The organism is Rouxiella sp. T17 (assembly GCF_036663475.1).
Lineage (GTDB): Bacteria > Pseudomonadota > Gammaproteobacteria > Enterobacterales > Enterobacteriaceae > Rouxiella.
Genome location: NZ_JAWUEA010000028.1, coordinates 201,638 through 221,893, shown reverse-complemented (window position 1 = coordinate 221,893; position 20,256 = coordinate 201,638). Strand labels below are relative to the sequence as shown.

The 20,256-nt window shown below is 50.7% G+C and carries 16 protein-coding genes; 9 read left to right on the top strand and 7 right to left on the bottom strand.

Annotated features, from left to right (window positions below):
- Positions 1-85 precede the first annotated feature (85 nt).
- Positions 86-1,120 carry a ketopantoate reductase family protein gene (locus SC206_RS10035; protein ID WP_332736718.1) on the top strand — a complete coding sequence of 345 codons (1,035 nt, stop codon included), beginning with the start codon at positions 86-88 and terminating at the stop codon, positions 1,118-1,120.
- Positions 1,117-1,866: an SDR family NAD(P)-dependent oxidoreductase gene (locus SC206_RS10030; RefSeq protein ID WP_332736716.1), complete on the top strand. Its 750-nt coding sequence runs from the start codon at positions 1,117-1,119 to the stop codon at positions 1,864-1,866. Before SC206_RS10035 ends, SC206_RS10030 begins: the two co-directional genes overlap by 4 nt.
- Positions 1,867-1,970: 104 nt before the next feature.
- On the opposite strand, the gene SC206_RS10025 is transcribed toward SC206_RS10030, so the two are convergent.
- Positions 1,971-2,237: a hypothetical protein gene (locus tag SC206_RS10025; protein WP_332736714.1), complete on the bottom strand. Its 267-nt coding sequence runs from the start codon at positions 2,235-2,237 to the stop codon at positions 1,971-1,973.
- Between the two features lie 818 nt (positions 2,238-3,055).
- Between SC206_RS10025 and SC206_RS10020 the strand changes: the two genes are divergently transcribed.
- The 5 genes from SC206_RS10020 to SC206_RS10000 all read left to right on the top strand — a co-directional run bounded on the left by SC206_RS10020 (position 3,056) and on the right by SC206_RS10000 (position 8,152).
- A complete protein-coding gene (locus tag SC206_RS10020; RefSeq protein WP_332736712.1) occupies positions 3,056-4,258 on the top strand; it encodes an MFS transporter in 1,203 nt (400 codons plus the stop codon).
- Positions 4,259-4,333: 75 nt separating this feature from the next.
- Positions 4,334-5,353 carry an isopenicillin N synthase family dioxygenase gene (locus tag SC206_RS10015; RefSeq protein WP_332736710.1) on the top strand — a complete coding sequence of 340 codons (1,020 nt, stop codon included), beginning with the start codon at positions 4,334-4,336 and terminating at the stop codon, positions 5,351-5,353.
- 230 nt (positions 5,354-5,583) lie between these two features.
- A complete protein-coding gene (locus SC206_RS10010) occupies positions 5,584-6,357 on the top strand; it encodes a MetQ/NlpA family ABC transporter substrate-binding protein (RefSeq protein WP_332736839.1) in 774 nt (257 codons plus the stop codon).
- Between the two features lie 119 nt (positions 6,358-6,476).
- Positions 6,477-7,493 carry a methionine ABC transporter ATP-binding protein gene (locus tag SC206_RS10005; RefSeq protein WP_332736708.1) on the top strand — a complete coding sequence of 339 codons (1,017 nt, stop codon included), beginning with the start codon at positions 6,477-6,479 and terminating at the stop codon, positions 7,491-7,493.
- Entirely contained in the window at positions 7,493-8,152 is a 660-nt protein-coding gene (locus SC206_RS10000; RefSeq protein ID WP_332736706.1) for a methionine ABC transporter permease, read from the top strand. The genes SC206_RS10005 and SC206_RS10000 overlap by 1 nt, the downstream gene beginning before the upstream one ends.
- A gap of 72 nt (positions 8,153-8,224) precedes the next feature.
- Here the strand turns inward: SC206_RS10000 and SC206_RS09995 are convergent, their stop codons facing one another.
- Entirely contained in the window at positions 8,225-9,007 is a 783-nt protein-coding gene (locus SC206_RS09995; protein ID WP_332736704.1) for a hypothetical protein, read from the bottom strand.
- Between the two features lie 657 nt (positions 9,008-9,664).
- A complete protein-coding gene (locus tag SC206_RS09990) occupies positions 9,665-10,096 on the bottom strand; it encodes a MarR family winged helix-turn-helix transcriptional regulator (RefSeq protein ID WP_332736702.1) in 432 nt (143 codons plus the stop codon).
- Between the two features lie 66 nt (positions 10,097-10,162).
- On the opposite strand from SC206_RS09990, the gene SC206_RS09985 reads away from it, so the two are divergent.
- A complete protein-coding gene (locus tag SC206_RS09985) occupies positions 10,163-10,900 on the top strand; it encodes a siderophore-interacting protein (protein ID WP_332736700.1) in 738 nt (245 codons plus the stop codon).
- A 131-nt stretch (positions 10,901-11,031) separates the two neighbouring features.
- Here the strand turns inward: SC206_RS09985 and ptrR are convergent, their stop codons facing one another.
- Positions 11,032-11,898, bottom strand: a complete 867-nt coding sequence (ptrR, locus tag SC206_RS09980; RefSeq protein WP_332736698.1) for a putrescine utilization regulator PtrR — start codon at positions 11,896-11,898, stop codon at positions 11,032-11,034.
- Positions 11,899-12,088: 190 nt separating this feature from the next.
- Between ptrR and SC206_RS09975 the strand changes: the two genes are divergently transcribed.
- Entirely contained in the window at positions 12,089-13,522 is a 1,434-nt protein-coding gene (locus tag SC206_RS09975; RefSeq protein ID WP_332736696.1) for an aldehyde dehydrogenase family protein, read from the top strand.
- A 779-nt stretch (positions 13,523-14,301) separates the two neighbouring features.
- Here SC206_RS09975 and SC206_RS09970 read toward each other — a convergent pair.
- The 3 genes from SC206_RS09970 to SC206_RS09960 are packed head-to-tail and all read right to left on the bottom strand — an operon-like array spanning position 14,302 to position 19,970.
- Positions 14,302-15,687, bottom strand: coding sequence for an efflux transporter outer membrane subunit (locus SC206_RS09970; protein ID WP_332736695.1), 1,386 nt, complete (start codon positions 15,685-15,687; stop codon positions 14,302-14,304).
- A gap of 3 nt (positions 15,688-15,690) precedes the next feature.
- Positions 15,691-18,810, bottom strand: coding sequence for an efflux RND transporter permease subunit (locus tag SC206_RS09965; protein ID WP_332736693.1), 3,120 nt, complete (start codon positions 18,808-18,810; stop codon positions 15,691-15,693).
- On the bottom strand, positions 18,810-19,970 hold the full coding sequence (locus SC206_RS09960; protein WP_442976060.1) for an efflux RND transporter periplasmic adaptor subunit: 1,161 nt from the start codon (positions 19,968-19,970) through the stop codon (positions 18,810-18,812). Before SC206_RS09960 ends, SC206_RS09965 begins: the two co-directional genes overlap by 1 nt.
- Positions 19,971-20,256: the final 286 nt, after the last annotated feature.

Genomic DNA, 20,256 nt, shown 5'->3' with positions numbered 1-20,256 from the left:
TATATAAAAATAGTGTTCATATATATGAACAAGATGGTTTGGGTATTTACTCGAGTAATAGGGTCATGCAATTAACGAGGGCGAAATGAAGAAAGATATTTTGATTTGGGGAGCGGGAGCCATCGGCGGCACGTTGGGCGCGTATCTCTTACGTGCTGGCTATGATGTCACTTTTGTCGATATTGACGAGGCTCATGTTGCTGCAATGAACGATCCGCAACAGGGGTTAACTATTTCTGGGCCTATCGACAATTTTACCCAACATGCTGCAGCTTTTACGCCAGCAACGCTATTAAAGGCTCACCCTGATACCCGCTGGTCACGTATTTTTCTGGCCGTAAAATCGCATCACACTCTTATTGCCAGTGAGACCTTGCAGCCTTTTCTCGCCGAAGACGGTTTTGTGCTTTCTGTCCAAAACGGATTGTGTGAAAAAACTATCGCATCAGTGGTAGGCAAAGCGCGCACGCTAGGTTCGTTCGTTAATTTTGGTGCCGACTGGACCGCACCTGGCCAAATTACCTATTCCAACCGGGCTGCCGTGGTAGTCGGCGAGCTCGATGGGCAAATTACTCCGCGCGTGGTCGCCCTGCATCAAGACATCTGTCACTTTGAACCCGACGCCATTTTAACCAGCGACATTAATGCCTATTTATGGGGAAAATTGGGCTATGCCTCTCTGTTATTTGCGCAGGCGGTGGGCGAGGTCGGCATTGCAGACTCTCTCGCTCGTCAAGAATTGTGGCCGTTATGGCGTGAATTAGCAGGAGAGGTGGTCGCTGTAGGGCGAGCAAATGGCATCGCGCTGAAAAGTTTTAACGGTTTCAACCCAGAGGCTTTCGATCCTGAGGCTCCGCTTTCATTAAGCGAGCAGAGCATTATCGATATGGTGGAATTCAATCGCCCCAATGTGAAAACGCATTCGGGTATCTGGCGTGATTTAGCCATACGAAAACGTACCACCGAAGTCGACGGCCAACTGGGTGAGGTTGTACGCATCGGCGCAGAGTTTGGAATCAAGTGTCCGAAGACTGAGGGCCTTATCCAGCTGATTAAAGAAATCGAACAAGGAAAACGTCCGCAGTCTGACTGCAATATTTTGGAGTTACTCGAAAAATGATGAATTTCAAAGGCATGAACATTGCCATTAGCGGCGCGGCGATCGGTTTTGGACGCGAAATAGCACTGCGTTTTGCCGAAGCGGGTGCCACCGTTTTTGGTTGCGACATTCAACAGCAAAAACTTGAGGATCTTAACGCTTTCGGCATTCACACCACCGTCGTTGACCTCTGCGATCGCCAAGCCGCGCAGCAGTGGATCGACAGCGTTAGCGAGATAACCGGCGGTAAAATTGACGCTTTAATTAACAACGCAGGCGGTGTCGTGGGTCAAAGCGGGCGACCTATTGAAGAAATCACTGACGAACAGTGGGACAAGGTGGTTGCCATTAACCTTGGCGCAACGTTTGCACTTAGCCGCGCGGTGGCGCCGATAATGAAGCAAGCCGGAAAGGGGGCAATTGTTAACATCAGTTCTGGCGCGGCTTTAAAAGCTTCGTTAACCGGCGTACAGGCTTACTGTGCTTCAAAACACGCGATTTTGGGGCTAACTCGTCAGTTAGCTCACGAGCTTGGGCCTTTCGGTATTCGGGTAAACTCAGTGGCTCCCGGTTTCGTGATAACCAACGAAGCCACACAAAAACAGTGGGACGCCATGGGAGAAGAGGTACAAAAACGCCTGCTGGCGGGTATCGCGCTTAGGAGGCTAGGGACAGCGGAGGAGATAGCCTCCACAACACTATTTTTGGCGTCGGAATACGCCGGATTCATTAATGGAGAGATTATCAGTGTCAATGGGGGGCACTGAGCTTGAACAAGCTCTTAGTTTTTAGATTTGGAATCTAAAGGCAATTTTTTTAAGTTCAAGTTTAAGTTCAAGTTCGAGTTCGAGTTCAAAAGCATGCGCTTCGCTTACTGGGCGTCGGCCCAGAAACACAGAGGCTTAACCGAGCCTTTGCGGTTTTTAAAGTCAAATGCATGCGCTTCGCTTACTGGGCGTCGGCCCAGACCGACCAAAGGCCCGCAGTCGCTCGAGCCTTTGGAATCCGAGCTTTTTTTCCACAGCTGCAACTTGAGGACTACAAAGGGAGATCTTTCCAGCGACCACAGCGCGTGGCGTAGGTCGCGGCGCTTCGCGCTTCCCTCGCTACATTCACAAGCCAAAAACGTCTTGTTCATCTCCGCTCAGCGCCGCCCTGATCCCGCCAATCACAACCTCTACGGCAAGGGCGAATACTCTTAGGCGGTCAAGGGCCGATCCCTCAACCCTCTACGGCAAGGGCGGATACTCTTAGGCGGTCAAGGGCCGATCCCTCAAGCTATTACGGCAAGGGCGGGATCTCTTAGGAGGTCAAAGGCCGATTCCTCAACTCACTCTTTCTAAGTTTAAAGCTGGTTATATATTTGTGCTAAGGCACCGATTGCTTATCCTTCTATCAATATTTAGTATCAAATAATGCAAAATCATATAAATATCAGAAATTAAATATATAAATACTTGATTTAATAATCTCAATATCAGCTAAGAAATTTATGCTTATTCTGGTAAAACAAACAAAAAGATTTTTACCTTTAAGGGATCGGTCCTTGACCGCCCAAGAGTTTCCGCTTTTGTAGTAAAAGCTGTAATTGGCGGCTTCAGGGCGGCGCGGAACGGAGGTGAAGAAGACGTTTTTGGCTTCTGAGCGAAGTGACGGGAGTGCGGAGCACCGCGACCCACGCCACACATTGGAGTTTGTGGAAAGATGTAACTTTCTAGTCCTCAAGTTGCAGCTGTGGAAAAAAAGCTTGGGATTCCAAAGGGGCGAGCGACTGCGCCTCTTTGGGCGGTCTGCGCCGCCGCGCAGTAAGCAAAGCGCATGCCCTTGAACTTGAACTTGAACTTGAACTTGAACTTGAATTCAAAACTAAATTTGAAATTAAAAAATTAAACCCTTTTAAAAAACTTTGCCTTTAGATTCCAAATCTAAATAATTTACCTGTTGGAAATAACTATTATGTCCCAATGTTCAACATTAAACACCGACCCCATTACTACCTCACTTCAACGCTGGCTCGCGGTGCTCTCACTCGCTTGTGGAACCTTTGCGTTAGTGAATACCGAATTTCTGCCTATTGGCTTGCTCTCTCCGATAGCCCACGCGCTCAACGTCTCCGAAGGGCAGGCGGGATGGGCGATTATGTTGCCGGGATTAGTCGCCGCCGTGGCCGCGCCGCTGATTATGCTGATTTCCCGCCAGCTGAACCGCAAAACCTTACTGCTGATCCTGTCGGGCTGTATCATTCTTTCCAACGCTATCGCCATGTTTGCGCACAGTTTTCCTGCGCTGTTAGTTGGGCGGTTGATTCTCGGATTTGGCGTCGGCGGCTTTTGGGCATTTGCTATTCCGGCGGGTAGAAGGCTGGTGTCAGAGGCGCAAAGCTCACGGGCAATTTCATTGATAAGCGCGGGCGTGGCAGTCGGCACCGTCGCGGGCGTGCCTGCGGGCGCCTTTATCGGCGAACTGTTTGGCTGGCGCATGGCGTTTACGGTTAATACCGTGCTGGCAATTGCCGTTTTCGTTTATCAATGGATCGCGCTGCCATCATTACCGGCGCAAAATTCATTGGGACTAGGATCCTTGCTGACCGTCGCGAAAATCAAAGGTGTACGACGCGGGCTGTTCATCGGCATCTTTATGGCCGCCGCACAGTTTTCTGCTTATACCTATCTCGAGCCGTGGTTGCGTTTTCAGGTCAAACTTTCAGCCTCCGATATCTCGCTGTTACTGATGGGCTACGGGATTGCCGGGCTGGTCGGGACCTTCCTGACCGAAATTACCGTGCGTGAATTCGGCGTTAAACGGGCATTTCTGGGCAATATTTTGCTGCTCGCATTTTCGGTGCTTATCGCTTCGCAACTCAGTAGCAGCGTAGTGGCGGCCTCGACGCTTATCGTTATTTGGGGTTTGGCTTTCGGTGCATTACCGGTTTGTCTGAATATCTGGATTTATCAGGCTGCACCAGCGATGTTCGAAAGTGGATCGGCATTGATGGTTTGCGTTTTCCAAATCGCGCTGGCGGCGGGTGCCTTTTTTGGCGGCGTTCTGGCGGATACGCAGGGCACCTCGGCGGCATTCGTATTAGGCGGCGTGCTGGCATTGCTGGCTGGTTTTAGCATTTTCGTTTCTAAACCGCAGAACAAGCAGGATCCTGCATAAGTAATGCATTTTAAATCCTTAAGGAGCCAGGATTCGTGGTGATAGAGTGGAATCAGATTAACTAGGGAGTCAGTTATGTCTCATTCTACAGCCTCTTCAATTCCTGTTATTGACCTGTCAAAACTCGACGGAACCCCAGAGCAGCGCGCGGAATTTCTACAAGAACTTCGCGTAGCTGCAAGGGATATCGGCTTCTTTTATTTGATAAATCATGGCGTTTACCTTACTTTGCTGACTGAGGTGCAAAATACCTCGCGGCAATTCTTTGCACTTCCGGAAAGTGAGAAAGATAAGGTGGCGATGATCCATTCGAAGCATTTTCGTGGCTATAATCGCGCAGCATCGGAACGAACCCGGGGCCAGCCTGATTGGCGCGAGCAGTTTGACCTAGGCGCTGAGCGTTTGCCTATTCCGCAAAACGAAAATTCTCCAGCATGGTCGCGTTTACAGGGACCAAATCAATGGCCGGACTCTCTTCCCGAGCTCAAACCGCTGCTGCTCGAGTGGCAGAAGACCATGACCGGAATGTCGCTGAAAATTCTGCGTGCCTTCGCTGAGTCACTCTCACTGCCTATCGACGCCTTTGACCCGCTTTATGGCGATAAACCTAACGAACACATCAAGCTGATACGTTATCCTGGACGCAGCGAGGGTGAAAGCAATCAGGGCGTGGGTGCGCATAAAGATTCTGGTTTCCTGAGCTTCTTATTACAGGATAAGCAAAAGGGGCTACAGGTTGAAGTCGACGAGGGGCATTGGGTCGATGCATTGCCAATCGAGGGCGCATTTGTGGTCAATATTGGCGAGCTTTTGGAACTGGCAACCAACGGCTATTTGCGAGCCACGGTTCACCGTGTAATAGCACCACCGGCGGGTCAGGAGCGTCTTTCGCTGGCATTTTTCCTTGGTGCAAAACTTGATGCCGTCGTGCCGGTATTCCAGTTGCCCGCCGAGTTGGCTGCGCAGGCAAATGGCCCCGAAAGTGATCCACAGAATCCGTTATTGCGAGACGTTGGCTGGAACTATTTAAAAGGGCGTTTGCGATCGCATCCTGACGTCGCCGAGCGTTATTACGCCGACATCTTAGTTTCATAATGCTCTGACATTACCTGTTCCATTATTAATTTAACTGCCAATTCCACTTTCGCCAGAGTTAGATAATAAATGACTTAGCTATGCGGTTTTTATTGTTTAGCTCCGGCGAGTCAATATGATTGGATAGCCCTTGACGATTAACAATCAAAATAGGGCTATTTTTTATGTCGATGTTCAAGAAAAATTTGGTGGCAACTTTACTGTTTATCACTGGCGGTATTGCTGGAACTATGGCCTTTACCTCCGCCGTTTATGCTGCTGATTCTGCGCAAAAAACGATAACGTTGGGCTTTAATCCGGGTCCATATCAAGAGCAGTTTGCCAAAGGCGTGGGTCCCTTTCTGGAAGCCAAGGGATATAAGCTGGTTTATAAAGATTTCAGCGACGGTATTCAGGTCAATAACGCGGTAGACAGCGGTGAGATTGACGGCAATATCATGCAGCATCCCATCTATTTACAGTCAATCAACGACCGTCTCGGCATAAATAATATTGGTATCGTTCAGGTGCCTACGCCGCCAATGGGGTTGTACTCCAACAAACATAAAGCCGGTGATAAACCTCAGCCGGGGGAAACAGTTTCGGTGCCAAATCAGGCATCAAACGAATACCGCGCGGCTCTGCTGTTGCAAGATTTAGGGTGGATAAAAATCTCGCCGAAATCCGATCCGGCCACCTTCTCGCAGAAAAACATCACCGAAAATCCGTATAAGCTGATCTTTAAAGAGATGGATAACGCTCAGCAGGTTCGCGCATTGCCTGATGTAGACTATGGTGCAATTCAGGGCAATTTTGCCGTCTCCAGCGGTTTGAAACTCAACAGCGCGCTGAAGCTTGAGAATCCGGTAAAAGGCTTTATTAACATTGTGACAATTGCCGGTAAAAATAAAGACGCGCAGTTTGCCAAAGACATTGTTGCAGGTTATCACTCTGCCGAATTCAAAAAATATATCCTTTCCAATGCGCAGTATCAGGGGTATTTGCTGCCCGATTATTTGAAGTAATCGCGGACTCACTAAAAAGATAAATTGCCAAGAAATTTGCAGTTTACCAATAAGAATCCATCGGCTCACCGGATTATTCGGTGAGCATTAGGGCAGTTAGTAATTTTCGGGGCGAGGCAATGATTGAACTGCACGACGTTGATAAGGTATTTCAACGAAAAGGGAAAATTACTCAGGCACTCAAGAATATCAATTTGAAAGTCGAACAGGGCGATATTTACGGCATTATTGGTTACAGCGGCGCAGGTAAAAGTACCTTGGTCAGACTCATCAATGCGCTCGAAGCGCCCAGCTCGGGCAGAGTAATCGTCAAAGACAAAGTTATTAGCGAATATAATGCCAAACAACTGCGGGAAATGAAGAAAGATATTGGCATGATTTTTCAGGGTTTTAATTTGCTGGAGTCAAAAACCGTCTGGAAAAACGTGGCGATTCCGTTGATTCTTGCAGGCAAAAACAAAGCATTTATTCATCAGCGGGTTAATGAATTACTTGAGCTGGTCGGGTTAGCCGATCGCGGTGGGAGTTATCCGGCCGAACTCTCCGGCGGGCAAAAGCAGCGTGTCGGCATTGCCCGCGCTCTGGCAACTAATCCTTCTATTCTGCTTTGCGACGAGGCCACCTCCGCACTTGATCCGCAAACTACCGTGCAAATTCTGATGCTGCTCAAGCGTATTAGCGAGCAGTTTAACGTCACGCTGGTGCTTATTACTCACGAGATGTCGGTGATTCAAAAGATCTGCAATAAAGTGGCGGTGATGGATAACGGTAGCATTGTCGAGCACGGAAATGTATTAGACGTATTTGGTCAGCCGCAGCATCCGACAACGCTCAATTTTGTGCGCACGCTTATTCGCGACAGTTTGCCGGAAAGCATAGAGCAAGCTTCCAATACGAATCAGCATATTCGCCGTTATCGTCTCGAATTTTTAGGTGAGACGGCAGGTCAGCCGGTGATATATCAAATGATTAAGACCTTCGATATTGAATTTAATATCCTGTTTGCCAGCATGTCGGAGGTTCAAGATACCGTGCTTGGCTTTATGATAATTCAGTTATCCGGCGACGCCGAGCTATTAGCCCGCGCGACAGATTTTCTCCAAAATTCAGGCGTTCGGGTTGAGGAGTTGCATTAATGTTTGAAACCGCCATTACTCTTGACCAGTTTCTGGCCGCCATGCACGATACATTGGTGATGGTCAGCGTCTCCCTGCTGATTGGTTCATTACTTGGAATCCCATTAGGCATTTTATTAGTCATTACCCGTCCCGGCGGGCTGGTTCACAATCAATTTTTCTATAAAGTGATTAACCCGATTATCAATGTTGTGAGGTCACTGCCTTTCATTATCCTGCTGATTTCTATTATCCCTTTCACTCGACTGGTGGTACATACGACGATCGGCACGGCAGGGGCTATTGTGCCGTTGATTATTTATATCGCGCCCTATATTGCTCGACTGGTGGAGAACTCTCTGCTGGAAATTAATCCGGGCATTATCGAAGCGGCAAAATCGATGGGTGCAACGCCTTTGCAGGCCATCTGGCATTTTTTATTGCCCGAGGCTTTGGCTTCTTTAGTCTTGGCGTTGACCACTGCAACCATCGGTCTTATTGGCGCAACGGCGATGGCCGGTACTGTAGGCGGCGGTGGGATAGGGGATTTAGCCATTACCTATGGCTATCAGCGATTCGATACCTTTGCCACGGTTTCCACGGCCATTGTCTTAATTATTGTGGTGCAGGGATTACAATCTTTAGGCAATGTTATTTCTCGCCGTTTACGTCGAGAATAGATTGCTAATCACCAATTGCATGAACAAGAAATTAACCTCCTCTACTGGCAGCAGTAGAGGGGGCAATAACCTTTAGTGGTGATGACTCAACGAAAGCGCAATCAATTTTAGATTAATCATTTCGAGACTGCGGCAATTATTGACAATGTCGTCACGGGTATCGGCAAAATATTGGGGTAAACCAGAGGCAAGAATATCTAGTGAAGCGACATTGTGCCGACAGGCGAGATCGTCTCTTGCGAGATGGTTCCTCGGCGTTAATCGGTCTACCGTTTTTCTGTGGTTATAAAATAGCGGATTCTGTGGCAGAGACGTATTACGGAAAGTTCGCAAGTCGTCATAGAGGCTATTATTTTGCTCTACCAGCTTATTACGCATTCCGCTTAAGCGCTGGATTTTATTTTCTAGCCTGACCTCCCTGTTATTTTGTCGTGCCTCTTTTACGGCTTCCTGAGGCGAATTGACTTGGCCGTTATATAAATTGACGCCAAACTGACTGTTACAGTGCGGGCTAACTCTCGCGACATAGCCGCTATAAGCTCTAATCCGTGATAACGTCTGCTCCTGTTTTAACCCCGCTGCACCTTCATTTTTACTCTCATCGGCAATGGCTTTCGCCATGTTTTTGAGATCTGCCACTCCTCGCAAACATAATTTTCTGCTTGATTGGCGCTCATCGCCAAATCTTTTCATTGCTCTATCCAATGTTGTTTGATAATTGCTCAACAGCTCTTTGTGCGTATTAGTTAACGCCTTTCCGCTACCAAAGGCAGAAATAATGCGTTCATCTTGCAAATTATTGAGGCTATTAGTTGGATTAGTTGGATTAATGGGTAGCAAGTCGACTCTAAACATTTTACCGTCCTTTTTTAAGTGAGGATGAAAGAGTTAGATAAAGAAACACTATTTTCCTAATCTGTAATTATTAAGAAAATATAGAAAAAACAGTGAGTTGGTTGGTACTAAATGACTTGGCTAAAATTGCACAGTGCGGTGGCTTAAGCAAATGCATTTTTTCTGATAAGTAAAGTTAAAAGGAATATTTCATTTACGCGGCGAATATTGTTTTACTGATTTCAGTCGACGGGGAATACGCCCCTAACGCAACCCGCAATAAGGAGTGAATAATGGCCAAAAATGTTTCCGCTAATTCCCTATGGCAACGTGTTAAACGTCGATGTTCTGCGACATTCTTTTCGCAGTCCACAGCGGACAGTTCACGTTTGGTCGAATCGCTTCTTGTAACAGGATCGTTATATGGCATCGAACTCGGAAATATTGACCCTTCCTGGTATCGCCAGAAGTAGTCAATATCAGCGGCTATTACGTCGCAGTTATTGGAATGAGCTGTGCTAAGCAGCTTTGCGGTAAGTGATTTTCTCCTGAAGTCAGAGCAGTAATGTTGTTGAGATCTCCCCGGTCTTGTCGAATGTGATTTTTATCCCACTTGTGGAGCCTATGACTTTCGAGTCATAGGTTTTTTTATTCGAAAGTCTTTCATTTGAAAAGCTTTCATTCGAAATTCTCATAAACCTTGTGCACCAACTTAAGTAACTGCTGGTGCTCTTCTTCGCTCAAGCCGGAAACGCCAAGCTCGGTCAAGCGTTTGCCTTCGCGTTTCATGATAGTTCTGATGTGATTACCGGCGTCGGTGAGGGTCAACCGCACGCTGCGGCGATCATCTGGATCCATCTCGCTGATTACTAGAGATTTATCGCGCAGCCCTTTGATTAATCTGGCTAATTGGGCTTTATCTCTCTCCATGAAGCGTGACAACTCTCCTTGCATCGCGCCCGGATGGCGGCCAACATAGCTTAAAACTTTGGCTTCCATGTGCGTGATGTCGTAGTTGCCGTCACGCAGCAGCTCAAACTGTTTGGCGCGGTAGCGATGCATGATCATGTGCATAATCCACATCACATCTTCATTGGGTGAGTCGGTCATTAGTTGACATTGTCTCCTATAAAATTTAGATTGTTGATAATATCAACTAAGCGGAAACATCTTACCATGACCGATAACACCTCCACTAGCCGCGTACAGCACATCCGCCACGAAATTGTTCGCCGCACGCTCGACGTTGTCAGCGTTGAAGAAATCAGCCCAAATTTCAAACGTATTATCCTGAGCGGTGATTCGCTCGACACGTTTATCAGCTCCTCTTTCGACGACCACATTAAATTTTTCTTTGATAACGGCACCGACGAACCCGCGATGCGCGATTACACCCCAAGAAGCTACAGCAACGAGAAAAAAGAGCTGGTGGTCGAGTTCGCGATGCATGGCGAAGGGCCGGCCAATGATTGGGCTGAAAAGGTCAAAGTGGGTGACATCGCCAAGATTGGTGGGCCGCGCGGCTCGCGTGTGATTCCGATGGACTATCAATGGCAGCTGATGTTTGGCGATGAAACGGCATTCCCGGCTATTTCCCGTCGTCTGGAAGAGTTACCGGCCGGTGCTCGCGTGACTGTCGTGGCGCTGGCCAATAATCCACAGGACCGCCGTGAATTCCCGACTCAGGCTGACGCAGAAATCATCTGGGTAGACTCTTCTGAGCAGTTGATTGAGTGGGCAAATCAACATCAGCTCGCCGCAGGTGAAGGTTTTGTGTGGTGCGCCGCCGAAGCCTCCATCATCAAGGCGCTACGAAATATTTTCGTGGAAGAAAAGGGCCATGACGTGAACGCCATCCGTACCTCTGCGTACTGGAAAATGCGCACCGCCGCCTTCCATGAAGAAGTGCAATAAATTCCTTTCATTCAATTAAAACCTGTTAGTTAAAAACAGTCAGTAAACGCTTGTCCGCTCGAGAAATTTTCCTGATGCACAAGCTTTTAACGTAGTTATTAACCAACGAGGTATCTAATTAACTCTGTACCTCAACGCGCGGATTGAGCCTCTAGCAGGCTTACCATCGCGCGTTGATTGGCTGATGCGGCTCCTTTGCGCCACATCAGCCAGATTTTTATTTTGCCCATTTCGTCGCCCAACGGATAGATTTTCACACCCGATTTGCCCGGCATACTGGCGAGCATGCTGGCCGGCACTAGCGCCAATCCCGCGCCCGCCGTGACGCAGGCGACAATACCGTGGTACGACTCCATCTCGTAAATTTTGCCGGGTACGGCGTTGTCCTGCGCAAACCAGTTTTCAAACAGGCGGCGATAAGAGCAGTTGGCGCGGAAGGCGTAAATCGTCGATCCTGAAATATCCCGCGCACGGCTAACGGTTGGGTGATTCAGCGCCGAAATTAATACCATCTCCTCATCAAATGCCGGAACGCCTTCAAGTTCGGGATGTTTTGGTGGACCATCGACAAAGGCAGCGCTGTATTGTCCCGCTAAAATTCCGTCGATCATATCGCCAGACGGACCGGTTGAAAGGTCGAGTTCTACGTCGGGATAAGCCTGATGATAGCGCGATAGAACCGGCGGAATGTGTACGGCGGCGCAGCTTTCAATCGCGCCCAACGTGAATATTCCGTTGGGTTTTTGCCCCGAAACGCTCTGTTTTGCCTCTTCGGCCAGTGCCAGAATGCGCCGCGCATAGTTTAAAAACGTCTTGCCCGGATCGGAAATGTGCAGCCGCAGTTTCTCGCGATGAAACAGCGGCGTGCCCAGTTCTTCTTCCAACTGTTTGATACGGGTAGAAATATTTGACGGCACGCGATGCATTTTATCGGCTGCGGCGGTGACGCTACCTTCATCGGCGACGGCAACGAATACTTCAAGCTGGGTCAAGTCCACGATTTACCTCCTGCCAAGACGTTTCAAACCAATCTTTATAAAACCAATCTTTATCAAAACAATCCTTCTCATATTGAGACGGTTATTTTCATTATTATTCATTTTTCAAAACGCTTTAACAAGCTTACTCTTGTCAGCAGATAGCAGTTTCGAAAAGAAAGTCCTCATCCTTATTAAACAGGTGGCCAAGATGACAAATTCAAATTCAGCTTCATTAGCGACAACAGAAAGAACAACGGCAACTCAGACGGCTCCAGTGGGCGCATTTTCGCGTAACCCAACGACGGGCGAGCTGGTAAAACAGTATCCGTTTGCGACCGCAGCCGAGGTTGATGCTGCCTTGCAGTGCACGCGCACGGCTTTCGATAGCTGGAAAAACACCGCGATGAGCGAACGCGTTGAACTGCTGCTGAACATCGCGCAAGGTCTGCGTAAACATGCGCGCGCACTGGGCGAAATGATGACGCTGGAGATGGGCAAGCCGATTACTCAGGCACTGGCCGAAGTCGAGAAAAGCGCCAAACTGTGCGAATGGTACGCCGAGCAGGGTCCTGCCATGTTGGCTCCTGAGCCGACGTTAGTTGAAAATGATAAAGCGTGGGTCAACTATTTGCCGTTGGGTCCGGTGCTTTCTGTTATGCCTTGGAACTTCCCAATCTGGCAGGTGCTGCGTGGCGCGGTGCCAATTATTCTGGCAGGCAACAGTTACCTGCTAAAACCGGCGCCAAACGTCATGGGTTCAGCTTATTTACTGCGTGACGTTGTCACTGAAGCAGGTTGTCCACAGGGTTTGTTTGACGTTTATAATGCAGATAACACTGCCGTTGCACAGAGTATCAAAGACGACCGTATTGCCGCGATCACGTTGACTGGCAGTGTGCGTGCCGGTGCTGCGATTGCTTCTATGGCGGGCGCTGCGCTGAAAAAATGCGTGATGGAACTGGGCGGTTCTGATGCGTTCATCGTTTTAGCCGACGCTGATATCGACGCCGCCGTGCAGGGTGCGATTGCCGGACGATTCCTGAATAACGGTCAGATTTGTGTTTCTGCCAAACGAATCATCGTGGCAGAATCCGTCATGGCCGAATTTACCGAGAAGTTCTTGGCGGCTGTTAAAGCGTTGAAAATCGGCGATCCGCGTGAAGAAAATACTTATCTCGGCCCAATGGCGCGTTTCGATCTCCGCGACGAGCTGGACGGTCAGGTCAAAGCCACGCTTTCTGAAGGTGCAACATTATTGCTTGGCGGCGAGCCTATTTCCGGCGAAGGCAATTATTACGCGCCTACAGTTTTAGGCAACGTTAAGCCCGGCATGACCAGCTTCACACAAGAGTTGTTTGGCCCGGTGGCTTCCCTGATTGTTGCCAAAGACGCTGCACACGCGGTCAGCATGGCTAATGATTCCGAGTTTGGTTTGGCGGGAAGCCTGTGGAGCCGTGACATTGAGGCAGCCAGAGCCTTGGCGAAGCAGATTTACACTGGCGGGATGTTTATTAACTCTCCAAGTTTCTCTGACCCAAGAGTCCCGATTGGCGGTGTTAAAAAGAGTGGTTTTGGGCGTGAATTATCACACTTTGGTATTCGTGAGTTTACTAATGCGCAGACGAGTTGGATCGAATCCTGATTTTAGATTTGGAATCTAAAGGCAATTTTTTTAGATTCCAGGTCTTTGACTTTAAATTCAAATTCAAATTTAACGGCATGCGCTTCGCTTACTGCGCGGCGGCGCAGACCGCCTCAAGGATGTTCCTAAGCGAACACCCTTGAGAATCCCGCGCTTTTTTTCCAAAGTTGCAACTTGAGGACGAGAAAGGGAGATCTTTCCAGTTATCACAGTGTGTGGCGTAGGTCGCGCGGCTTCGCCATTCCTTCATTACGGATTTGAGCCAAATACGTCTCAAATCACTCCACTCAGCGCCGCCCCGATCCCGCCAATAATAGTTTCAAAAGAAAAACCGATAACTCTTAGGCGGTCAAAAACCGATCCCTCAAACAATAAGTTTTAGGTTGAAGGATCGGCCTTTGACCGCTTAAAAGTATCCGTTTTTTCTTTTAAGGCTGTATTTGGCGGTATTGGGGCGGCGCGGAGCGAAGTGAAGAAGACGTTTTTGGCTTCTGAGGGAAGTGACGGGAGCGCGAAGCGCCGCGACCTACGCCACACTTTGAAGTCGCTGGAAAGATCTCACTTTTTCAGCTCTCAAGTTGCAGCTGTGGAAAAAAAGGCGCGGGATTCCAAAGGGTATGCGCCTTGGCATACCTTTTGGGCGGTCTGCGCCGCCGCGCAGTAAGCGAAGCGCATGCAGTTGACCTTAAAGACCGCAATGGCTCGGTCAAGCTTAGCGCCGCGCAGTAAGCGAAGCGCATGCTTTTGACCTAAAAAAATTTGCCATTAGATTTCCAAAATCAAACTCCTCCTCCTATAGACTCCCACAACGTAATACGATTTTCATAATCAATCTCCTGTAAGGATACAAGGTCAAGCTGCGTGGACCACAAAGTCCTTTGGTCTGTTAACACGGTTAAATAATCCCCCGTTCCGACTTCATAACTGCGTTTCGCCAAATCAAAGCTGCGTTGCGCAGACGCCACCGCCTGCTGCTGGGCGTCTAACTGCTCATCAAGCGTATTTCGGCGGGCCAGCGCGTTGGCGACGTCTTCAAACGCAGTCTGAATCGCCTTCTGATACGCGGCGACCAAACCCTTTTTCTCGGCCTGTGCGTAATGCAACTGCGCAAGATTGCTGCCGCCGGTGAACAACGGCAAGGTCACGCTAGGGGCAAATGACCAGACGTTCGCGCCGTGACTGAACAGGCTCGAGAGCGAGCTGCTGCCGACACCCGCGCTGGCAGTTAACGAAATCGTCGGGAAGAAATTAGCCCGCGCGGCGCCAATGTCGGCGTTTTCACTCAACAGATTGTGCTCGGCTTCGACAACATCAGGACGACGCAATAAGAGTGTCGACGAGGTGCCCGCCGGAACAATAGCGATCGCCTGCGGTGACAGCGTTTCAATAGTTTCAGGCAGCAGGTTGGCAGGCACCGTTTCGCCGACCAGCAAATTCAAGGCGTTAATGTCCTGTGCGACCAGCGTCTGATAACTCGCCACGCTGGCGCGCGCCTGCTGATAAGTCGTCATTGCAGAACTCACGTCACCGGCGGCGGCCGTGCCTTCTTTAAGTTGCAACTGAGTGATACGCAGCGTATCGGCGGCGCTCGCCATCGTCTGCTTACCTAACGCCAGATTACTGTTGTCCGCTGCAAGCGTTATCCACGCGGTGGTAGTTTCGGAAACTAACGTAATGCGGGTGTTCTGCGCCGTGGCTTCACTGGCAAGCCAGGTCTCTTTCGCCGCTCGCGCCAGACTGCGATTACGACCAAAGAGGTCGAGCTCAAAGCTGCTGACGCTGCCGTTGGCCTCTGAAGAACTGCTGATGCCTTCACTCGCGGTGCGGCTGCGAGTATGCGTCAGTTCGGCGTCAACGGTTGGGAACAGCGCCGCGCGTTCTTCGCCGTACAGGGCGCGCGCGGCCTCAATGTCGGCAATCGCCTCCTGCAAATCGCGGTTGCTGACCAGCGCGCGTTCAACCACTTTATTTAGTCGCTGATCGGCAATGACATGCTGCCAGTCAGTTAAAACGGTGGTCGCGGCGACGCTTTTTCCCTGCTGCGGCCAAACGGTTGGCACCGCCGGAGCCGGGCGCTGATAGTGTGGGTCCAGCGAGATACAGCCTGCCAATAACATTGACAGGGTGATAATACTTAAACGACAGAAATGCTTAGGCTCAAACATTCATTACTCCTCGGAATGATCACGGCGAGTGAAGAAGTGTTTCACCAGCACAAAGAAAAGCGGCACAAAGAAAATAGCCAGTAATGTTGCCGTCACCGTACCGCCAATAATCCCGGTACCAATCGCGATTCGGCTGTTGGCACCCGCGCCGGTAGAGAGCGCCAGTGGCATTACGCCGGCAATAAAGGCGATAGAAGTCATGAGGATAGGGCGCAGACGGGTTTTCGCCGCTGAAATTGCCGCCGCAGAAAGCGTCATCCCTTGCTTAACCGCCGCTTCGGCAAATTCAACGATCAGAATGGCGTTTTTCGACGACAGTCCAATAGTGGTCAACAGCGCCACCTGGAAGTAAATATCGTTGTTGAGTCCGCGCAGCGAAGCCGCGAGCGACGCACCCAAAATGCCGAGCGGAATCACCAGAATGACCGAGAAGGGCACCGACCAGCTTTCATAGAGCGCGGCTAAACAAAGGAACACCACCATAATAGAGATAGCGTACAGAATGCCGGTTTGCCCGCTCGCCAACTGCTGTTGAAGAGAGAGGCCGCTCCACGCGAAGGTCGAGCCTTTAGGCAGTTTTCCGGCCAGTTCGGCCATTTTATCCATCGCCGCGCCCGAGCTGTAGCCGCTGGTGTTTTCACCGTCGATCTCGAAAGCCGTGACGCCGTTATAGCGGGTCAACGTCTGCGGACCATAAGACCACTGCGTCGTCGCGAAGGAGGAGAAGGGCGTCATTACGCTGTCGCCGCTGCTGTTGGTGCCGCGCACAAACCATTTATTCAGGTCGCTGGGCTGCGAACGGAACTGGCTGTCGCCCATGATATAGACTTCTTTTACACGGCCGCGATCGATAAAGTCATCGACGTAGGTTCCGCCCCACGCGCTGCTCAAGGTGGCGGTAACATCGCTGAGATCCAGTCCCAGCGCGACGGCTTTGTTATTATCGATATTCACTTTTAACTGTGGCGTTTCCGGTAAATCGGCGGCGCGTACAGATTGCAGTTCAGGACTTTTATTGGCCTCGGCAATCAGCTGATCGCGCATTTTCAGCAGGTCATCGTGACTGGTGCCGCCCGCCGACATCAGCTCGAAGGTGAAACCGTTGCTTTGACCCATCCCCGACACCGCAGGCGGCGTCATGGCGATTACTTTCGCATCGGTCACTTTTGCCAACTCTTTATTGGCCCGTTCGACGATCGCCTGCGCGGTATTATTCGCGCCCGGACGTTTGTCCCAGTCTTTCAGCGCCACAAACGCCATGCCGACGTTGTCGCCGTTGCCGCTAAAGTTAAAGCCGGTGATAGAAAACACCACGTCGGTATTGGCTTTCTCCTGATTCAGGAACCAGTTGGTGACTTCGGTATTGACCTGATTGGTGCGATTAATCGAGGCCCCGGCGGGCAGGGTGAACTGCACCATGACCTGTCCCTGATCCTCGTTCGGCAGGAAGCTGGTCGGTAAGTGCAGCATCAGCATGCCCATCGCGCCCGCCAGCGCGGCGTAGCCAATCATCATGATCGCCGGACGACGCAGGCCTTTCAGCACGCCGTGCTTATACCGATGTTCGGTGCTGGAATAAATGCGGTTAAAGCCGCCGAAGAAGCCTTTGTTATGAGGCTTGCTATGACGCAACAAGGAGCCGCAAAGGGCGGGCGTGAGTGTCAGCGCGACCACGACTGACAGCGCCATCGCGGAAATCAGCGTGACGGAAAACTGGCGATAAATGACGCCCGTCGAGCCGCCAAAGAAGGCCATGGGCAAGAATACCGCCGACAGCACCACGGCAATCGCCACCAGCGCGCCCGAGATTTCGCCCATCGATTTTTCCGTCGCCGCCCGCGCCTTGAGCCCTTCTTCGCTCATGATACGTTCGACGTTTTCGACCACAACAATGGCGTCATCGACCAGCAAGCCGATGGCGAGCACCATCGCAAATAAGGTCAACGTGTTGATGGTATAACCCAGCGCCGACAGCACGCCGAACGTGCCAAGCAGAACGACCGGCACCGCCAGCGCAGGGATTAGCGTGGCGCGGATGTTTTGCAGGAACAGGTACATCACGGCGATGACCAGCGCGATGGCGATCAGCAGAGTTTCGACTACGTCCTGAATCGACAGCTTGATAAATTCGGTGGTGTCTTTCGGGTAGGCAACGTCATAACCGGCAGGCATGCTGCTGCGATATTTCTCGATGGTCGCTTTCACGGCGTTGGCGGTATCGAGCGCGTTGGCACCGGCGGCCAGCATCACGGCGACGCCCGCGGCAGGGTGTCCGTTCAGGCGCGACGAGGCGATATAATCCTGACTGCCCATTTCAACGCGCGCAACGTCGCCGATGCGCACCACTGAGCCGTCTGCCTGGCTTTTTACGATTATATTGCGGAACTGATCCGGCGTTTGCAGCCGCGATTCGGCCTGTACCGTCGCGGTAATTTGTTGGGTAGAAGAGGTCGGCGACGAGCCGATGCTGCCCGCGGAAAGCTGAATATTTTGCGCGGTGATCGCCGTTTCGACGTCGGAAGGCATCAGCGAGTAAGAGGCCAGCTTGGTCGGATTCAGCCAGATTCGCATCGCATACTGGTTGCCGAACACGTTGAGGTTACCTACGCCGGACACGCGCGCCAGCGGATCCTGCATGTTACTGACCAGCCAGTCGGCAATATCATTGCTGGTCGCTTTGTTGGTCTTGTCATACAGCGACATGATCATCAGGAAGTCGGACTGAGATTTGGTCACCGTCAGACCGGCTTCCTGCACCTCTTCCGGTAGGCGCGATTCTGCCTGCTGGAGTTTGTCCTGCACCTGAACCTGCGCGGTATCGGCGTTAGTCCCGAGCTTAAAGCTGACGGTAATCTGCACGGTGCCCGACGAGGAGCTGGTGGAGGTAAAATAGAGCAAGTTATCGAGGCCGGTAAGCTGCTGCTCGATAACCTGTGTCACGCTGTTTTCGATAGTTTGTGCCGAGGCGCCCGTGTAGGTCGCCTTGATCCTTACTGACGGCGGTGCAACCTCGGGATACTGCGCGACGGCCATTGATTTAATGGCGATTATTCCCGCCATCATGATTAATAAAGCGATAACCCAGGCAAAAACGGGGCGGCGAACAAAAAAGCTGGAGAACATCAGGCCGCTCCCTGTGTGGTGCTAGTTGCGGCTGGCTTAGCATTTAGCGTGCTTTCAACCGGTTTGACGACGTCACCCGCGTTGACTTTGCTGGTGCCTTCGACAATCACGCGATCACCTGCTTGCAGCCCGTTAAGGATTAAATAATCCTGACCCGATGGCGTGCTGGTGACCACATTTCGCAGCACCACTTTATTGTTGGCATCAACGACCAACGCCGTCGCATTGCCTTTCGGGTCACGAATAATCGCCTGCTGTGGCGCAAGAATCGCGTTTTCAATCACTCCCTCATCAACGCTGGCGTGAACAAACATGCCCGGCAGCAACAGGTGTTGCGGGTTAGGGAACACGGCGCGCAGCGTGACGGAGCCGGTAGCTTCATCGACGGAAACTTCGGTCAGCTCAAGTTTGCCTTTTTCGGCATAGGTCGAGCCATCTTCCAGCGTCAGCACAACAGAAAGCGTATTACTGTTGGTCGCCAGCGCGCGTTTGCGCAGCTCGAGCAGGTCAACGCTGGAACGCGTTAAATCGACATACATGCTGTCGAGCGCGGTAATGGTCGTCAGCGCGGTGGTTTGATCGGCGGTGACCAACGCGCCCGGCGTCACGGTTGAGATGCCAATCCGCCCAGAAATTGGTGCGTTAACGCGGGTCCAGTCGAGGTTGATTTTGTCAGACTCAAGCGCGGCGGCCTTTTCGGCAACGCTCGCCTTGTCTTCTCCGCAGGTGGCGGTGGCGTCTTCGGCGTCCTGTTGGGAAATGCCCTGTTCCTTAACCAGAATCGAATAACGACGCGCTTTTTGGCAGTCGGCAATCACCAGCGCCTTGGCACTTTGCAGCGCGGCGGCGGCCTGATCGTAAGTCGCTTTATAGCTCGACGGATCAATTTGATACAGCGGCTGGCCGGCTTTAACTTCGTCGCCTTCCTTGAATAGACGTTTTTGAATAATGCCGCCAACCTGAGGCAGTACGCTGGAGGTAAGGGTGGCGGTGGTTCGGCCCGTTAAATCACTGGAATAGGTAAAAAATTGGCCCTTTAAGGTCACTACGCCGACCTGAGTGGGCGCGGGTTTTTCCTGAGTGGTGGAATCATGACAGCCGGTAAGGCTAAGGCCGGAGAGGCCAATTAACGTTAAAACACACAACATGCGTAATGGCATAGCGAGAGTCCAAATTAATAGAGTGAATTCGTTTCGGCTTACAACAATCCCTGAGGCGGCGTATTTTTCGCCACGCACTTTTATTAGCCACGGACTTTTAAATGAAAACAGAACTAAAGGGCTTAAAAATAAAGCCATAAAAAGAAGGGGTAATCCTTTCTTAAAAGCTATGAGCCTCTATTAAAAGCGGTCTTGATTTAAAGTCGGCAAATAATTAATCGTCCGTGTGAGTACGCATATTTTAAGTTTACAGTAGCAAAATTACGATATATCTAAATGATGAGGC

Excerpts from the sequence above, each read along its gene's own strand:
- SC206_RS10010 (WP_332736839.1), top strand. The coding sequence starts at position 5,584 with ATGGCCTTTACCTCCGCCGTTTATGCTGCTGATTCTGCGCAAAAAACG.
- SC206_RS09970 (WP_332736695.1), bottom strand. The coding sequence starts at position 15,687 with ATGTTTGAGCCTAAGCATTTCTGTCGTTTAAGTATTATCACCCTGTCA.
- SC206_RS09990 (WP_332736702.1), bottom strand. The coding sequence starts at position 10,096 with ATGACCGACTCACCCAATGAAGATGTGATGTGGATTATGCACATGATC.
- SC206_RS10015 (WP_332736710.1), top strand. The coding sequence starts at position 4,334 with ATGTCTCATTCTACAGCCTCTTCAATTCCTGTTATTGACCTGTCAAAA.
- SC206_RS10005 (WP_332736708.1), top strand. The coding sequence starts at position 6,477 with ATGATTGAACTGCACGACGTTGATAAGGTATTTCAACGAAAAGGGAAA.
- SC206_RS10000 (WP_332736706.1), top strand. The coding sequence starts at position 7,493 with ATGTTTGAAACCGCCATTACTCTTGACCAGTTTCTGGCCGCCATGCAC.
- SC206_RS10035 (WP_332736718.1), top strand. The coding sequence starts at position 86 with ATGAAGAAAGATATTTTGATTTGGGGAGCGGGAGCCATCGGCGGCACG.
- SC206_RS10020 (WP_332736712.1), top strand. The coding sequence starts at position 3,056 with ATGTCCCAATGTTCAACATTAAACACCGACCCCATTACTACCTCACTT.
- SC206_RS09960 (WP_442976060.1), bottom strand. The coding sequence starts at position 19,970 with ATGCCATTACGCATGTTGTGTGTTTTAACGTTAATTGGCCTCTCCGGC.
- SC206_RS09975 (WP_332736696.1), top strand. The coding sequence starts at position 12,089 with ATGACAAATTCAAATTCAGCTTCATTAGCGACAACAGAAAGAACAACG.
- SC206_RS09985 (WP_332736700.1), top strand. The coding sequence starts at position 10,163 with ATGACCGATAACACCTCCACTAGCCGCGTACAGCACATCCGCCACGAA.
- SC206_RS09995 (WP_332736704.1), bottom strand. The coding sequence starts at position 9,007 with ATGTTTAGAGTCGACTTGCTACCCATTAATCCAACTAATCCAACTAAT.
- SC206_RS09965 (WP_332736693.1), bottom strand. The coding sequence starts at position 18,810 with ATGTTCTCCAGCTTTTTTGTTCGCCGCCCCGTTTTTGCCTGGGTTATC.
- SC206_RS10030 (WP_332736716.1), top strand. The coding sequence starts at position 1,117 with ATGATGAATTTCAAAGGCATGAACATTGCCATTAGCGGCGCGGCGATC.
- SC206_RS10025 (WP_332736714.1), bottom strand. The coding sequence starts at position 2,237 with ATGAACAAGACGTTTTTGGCTTGTGAATGTAGCGAGGGAAGCGCGAAG.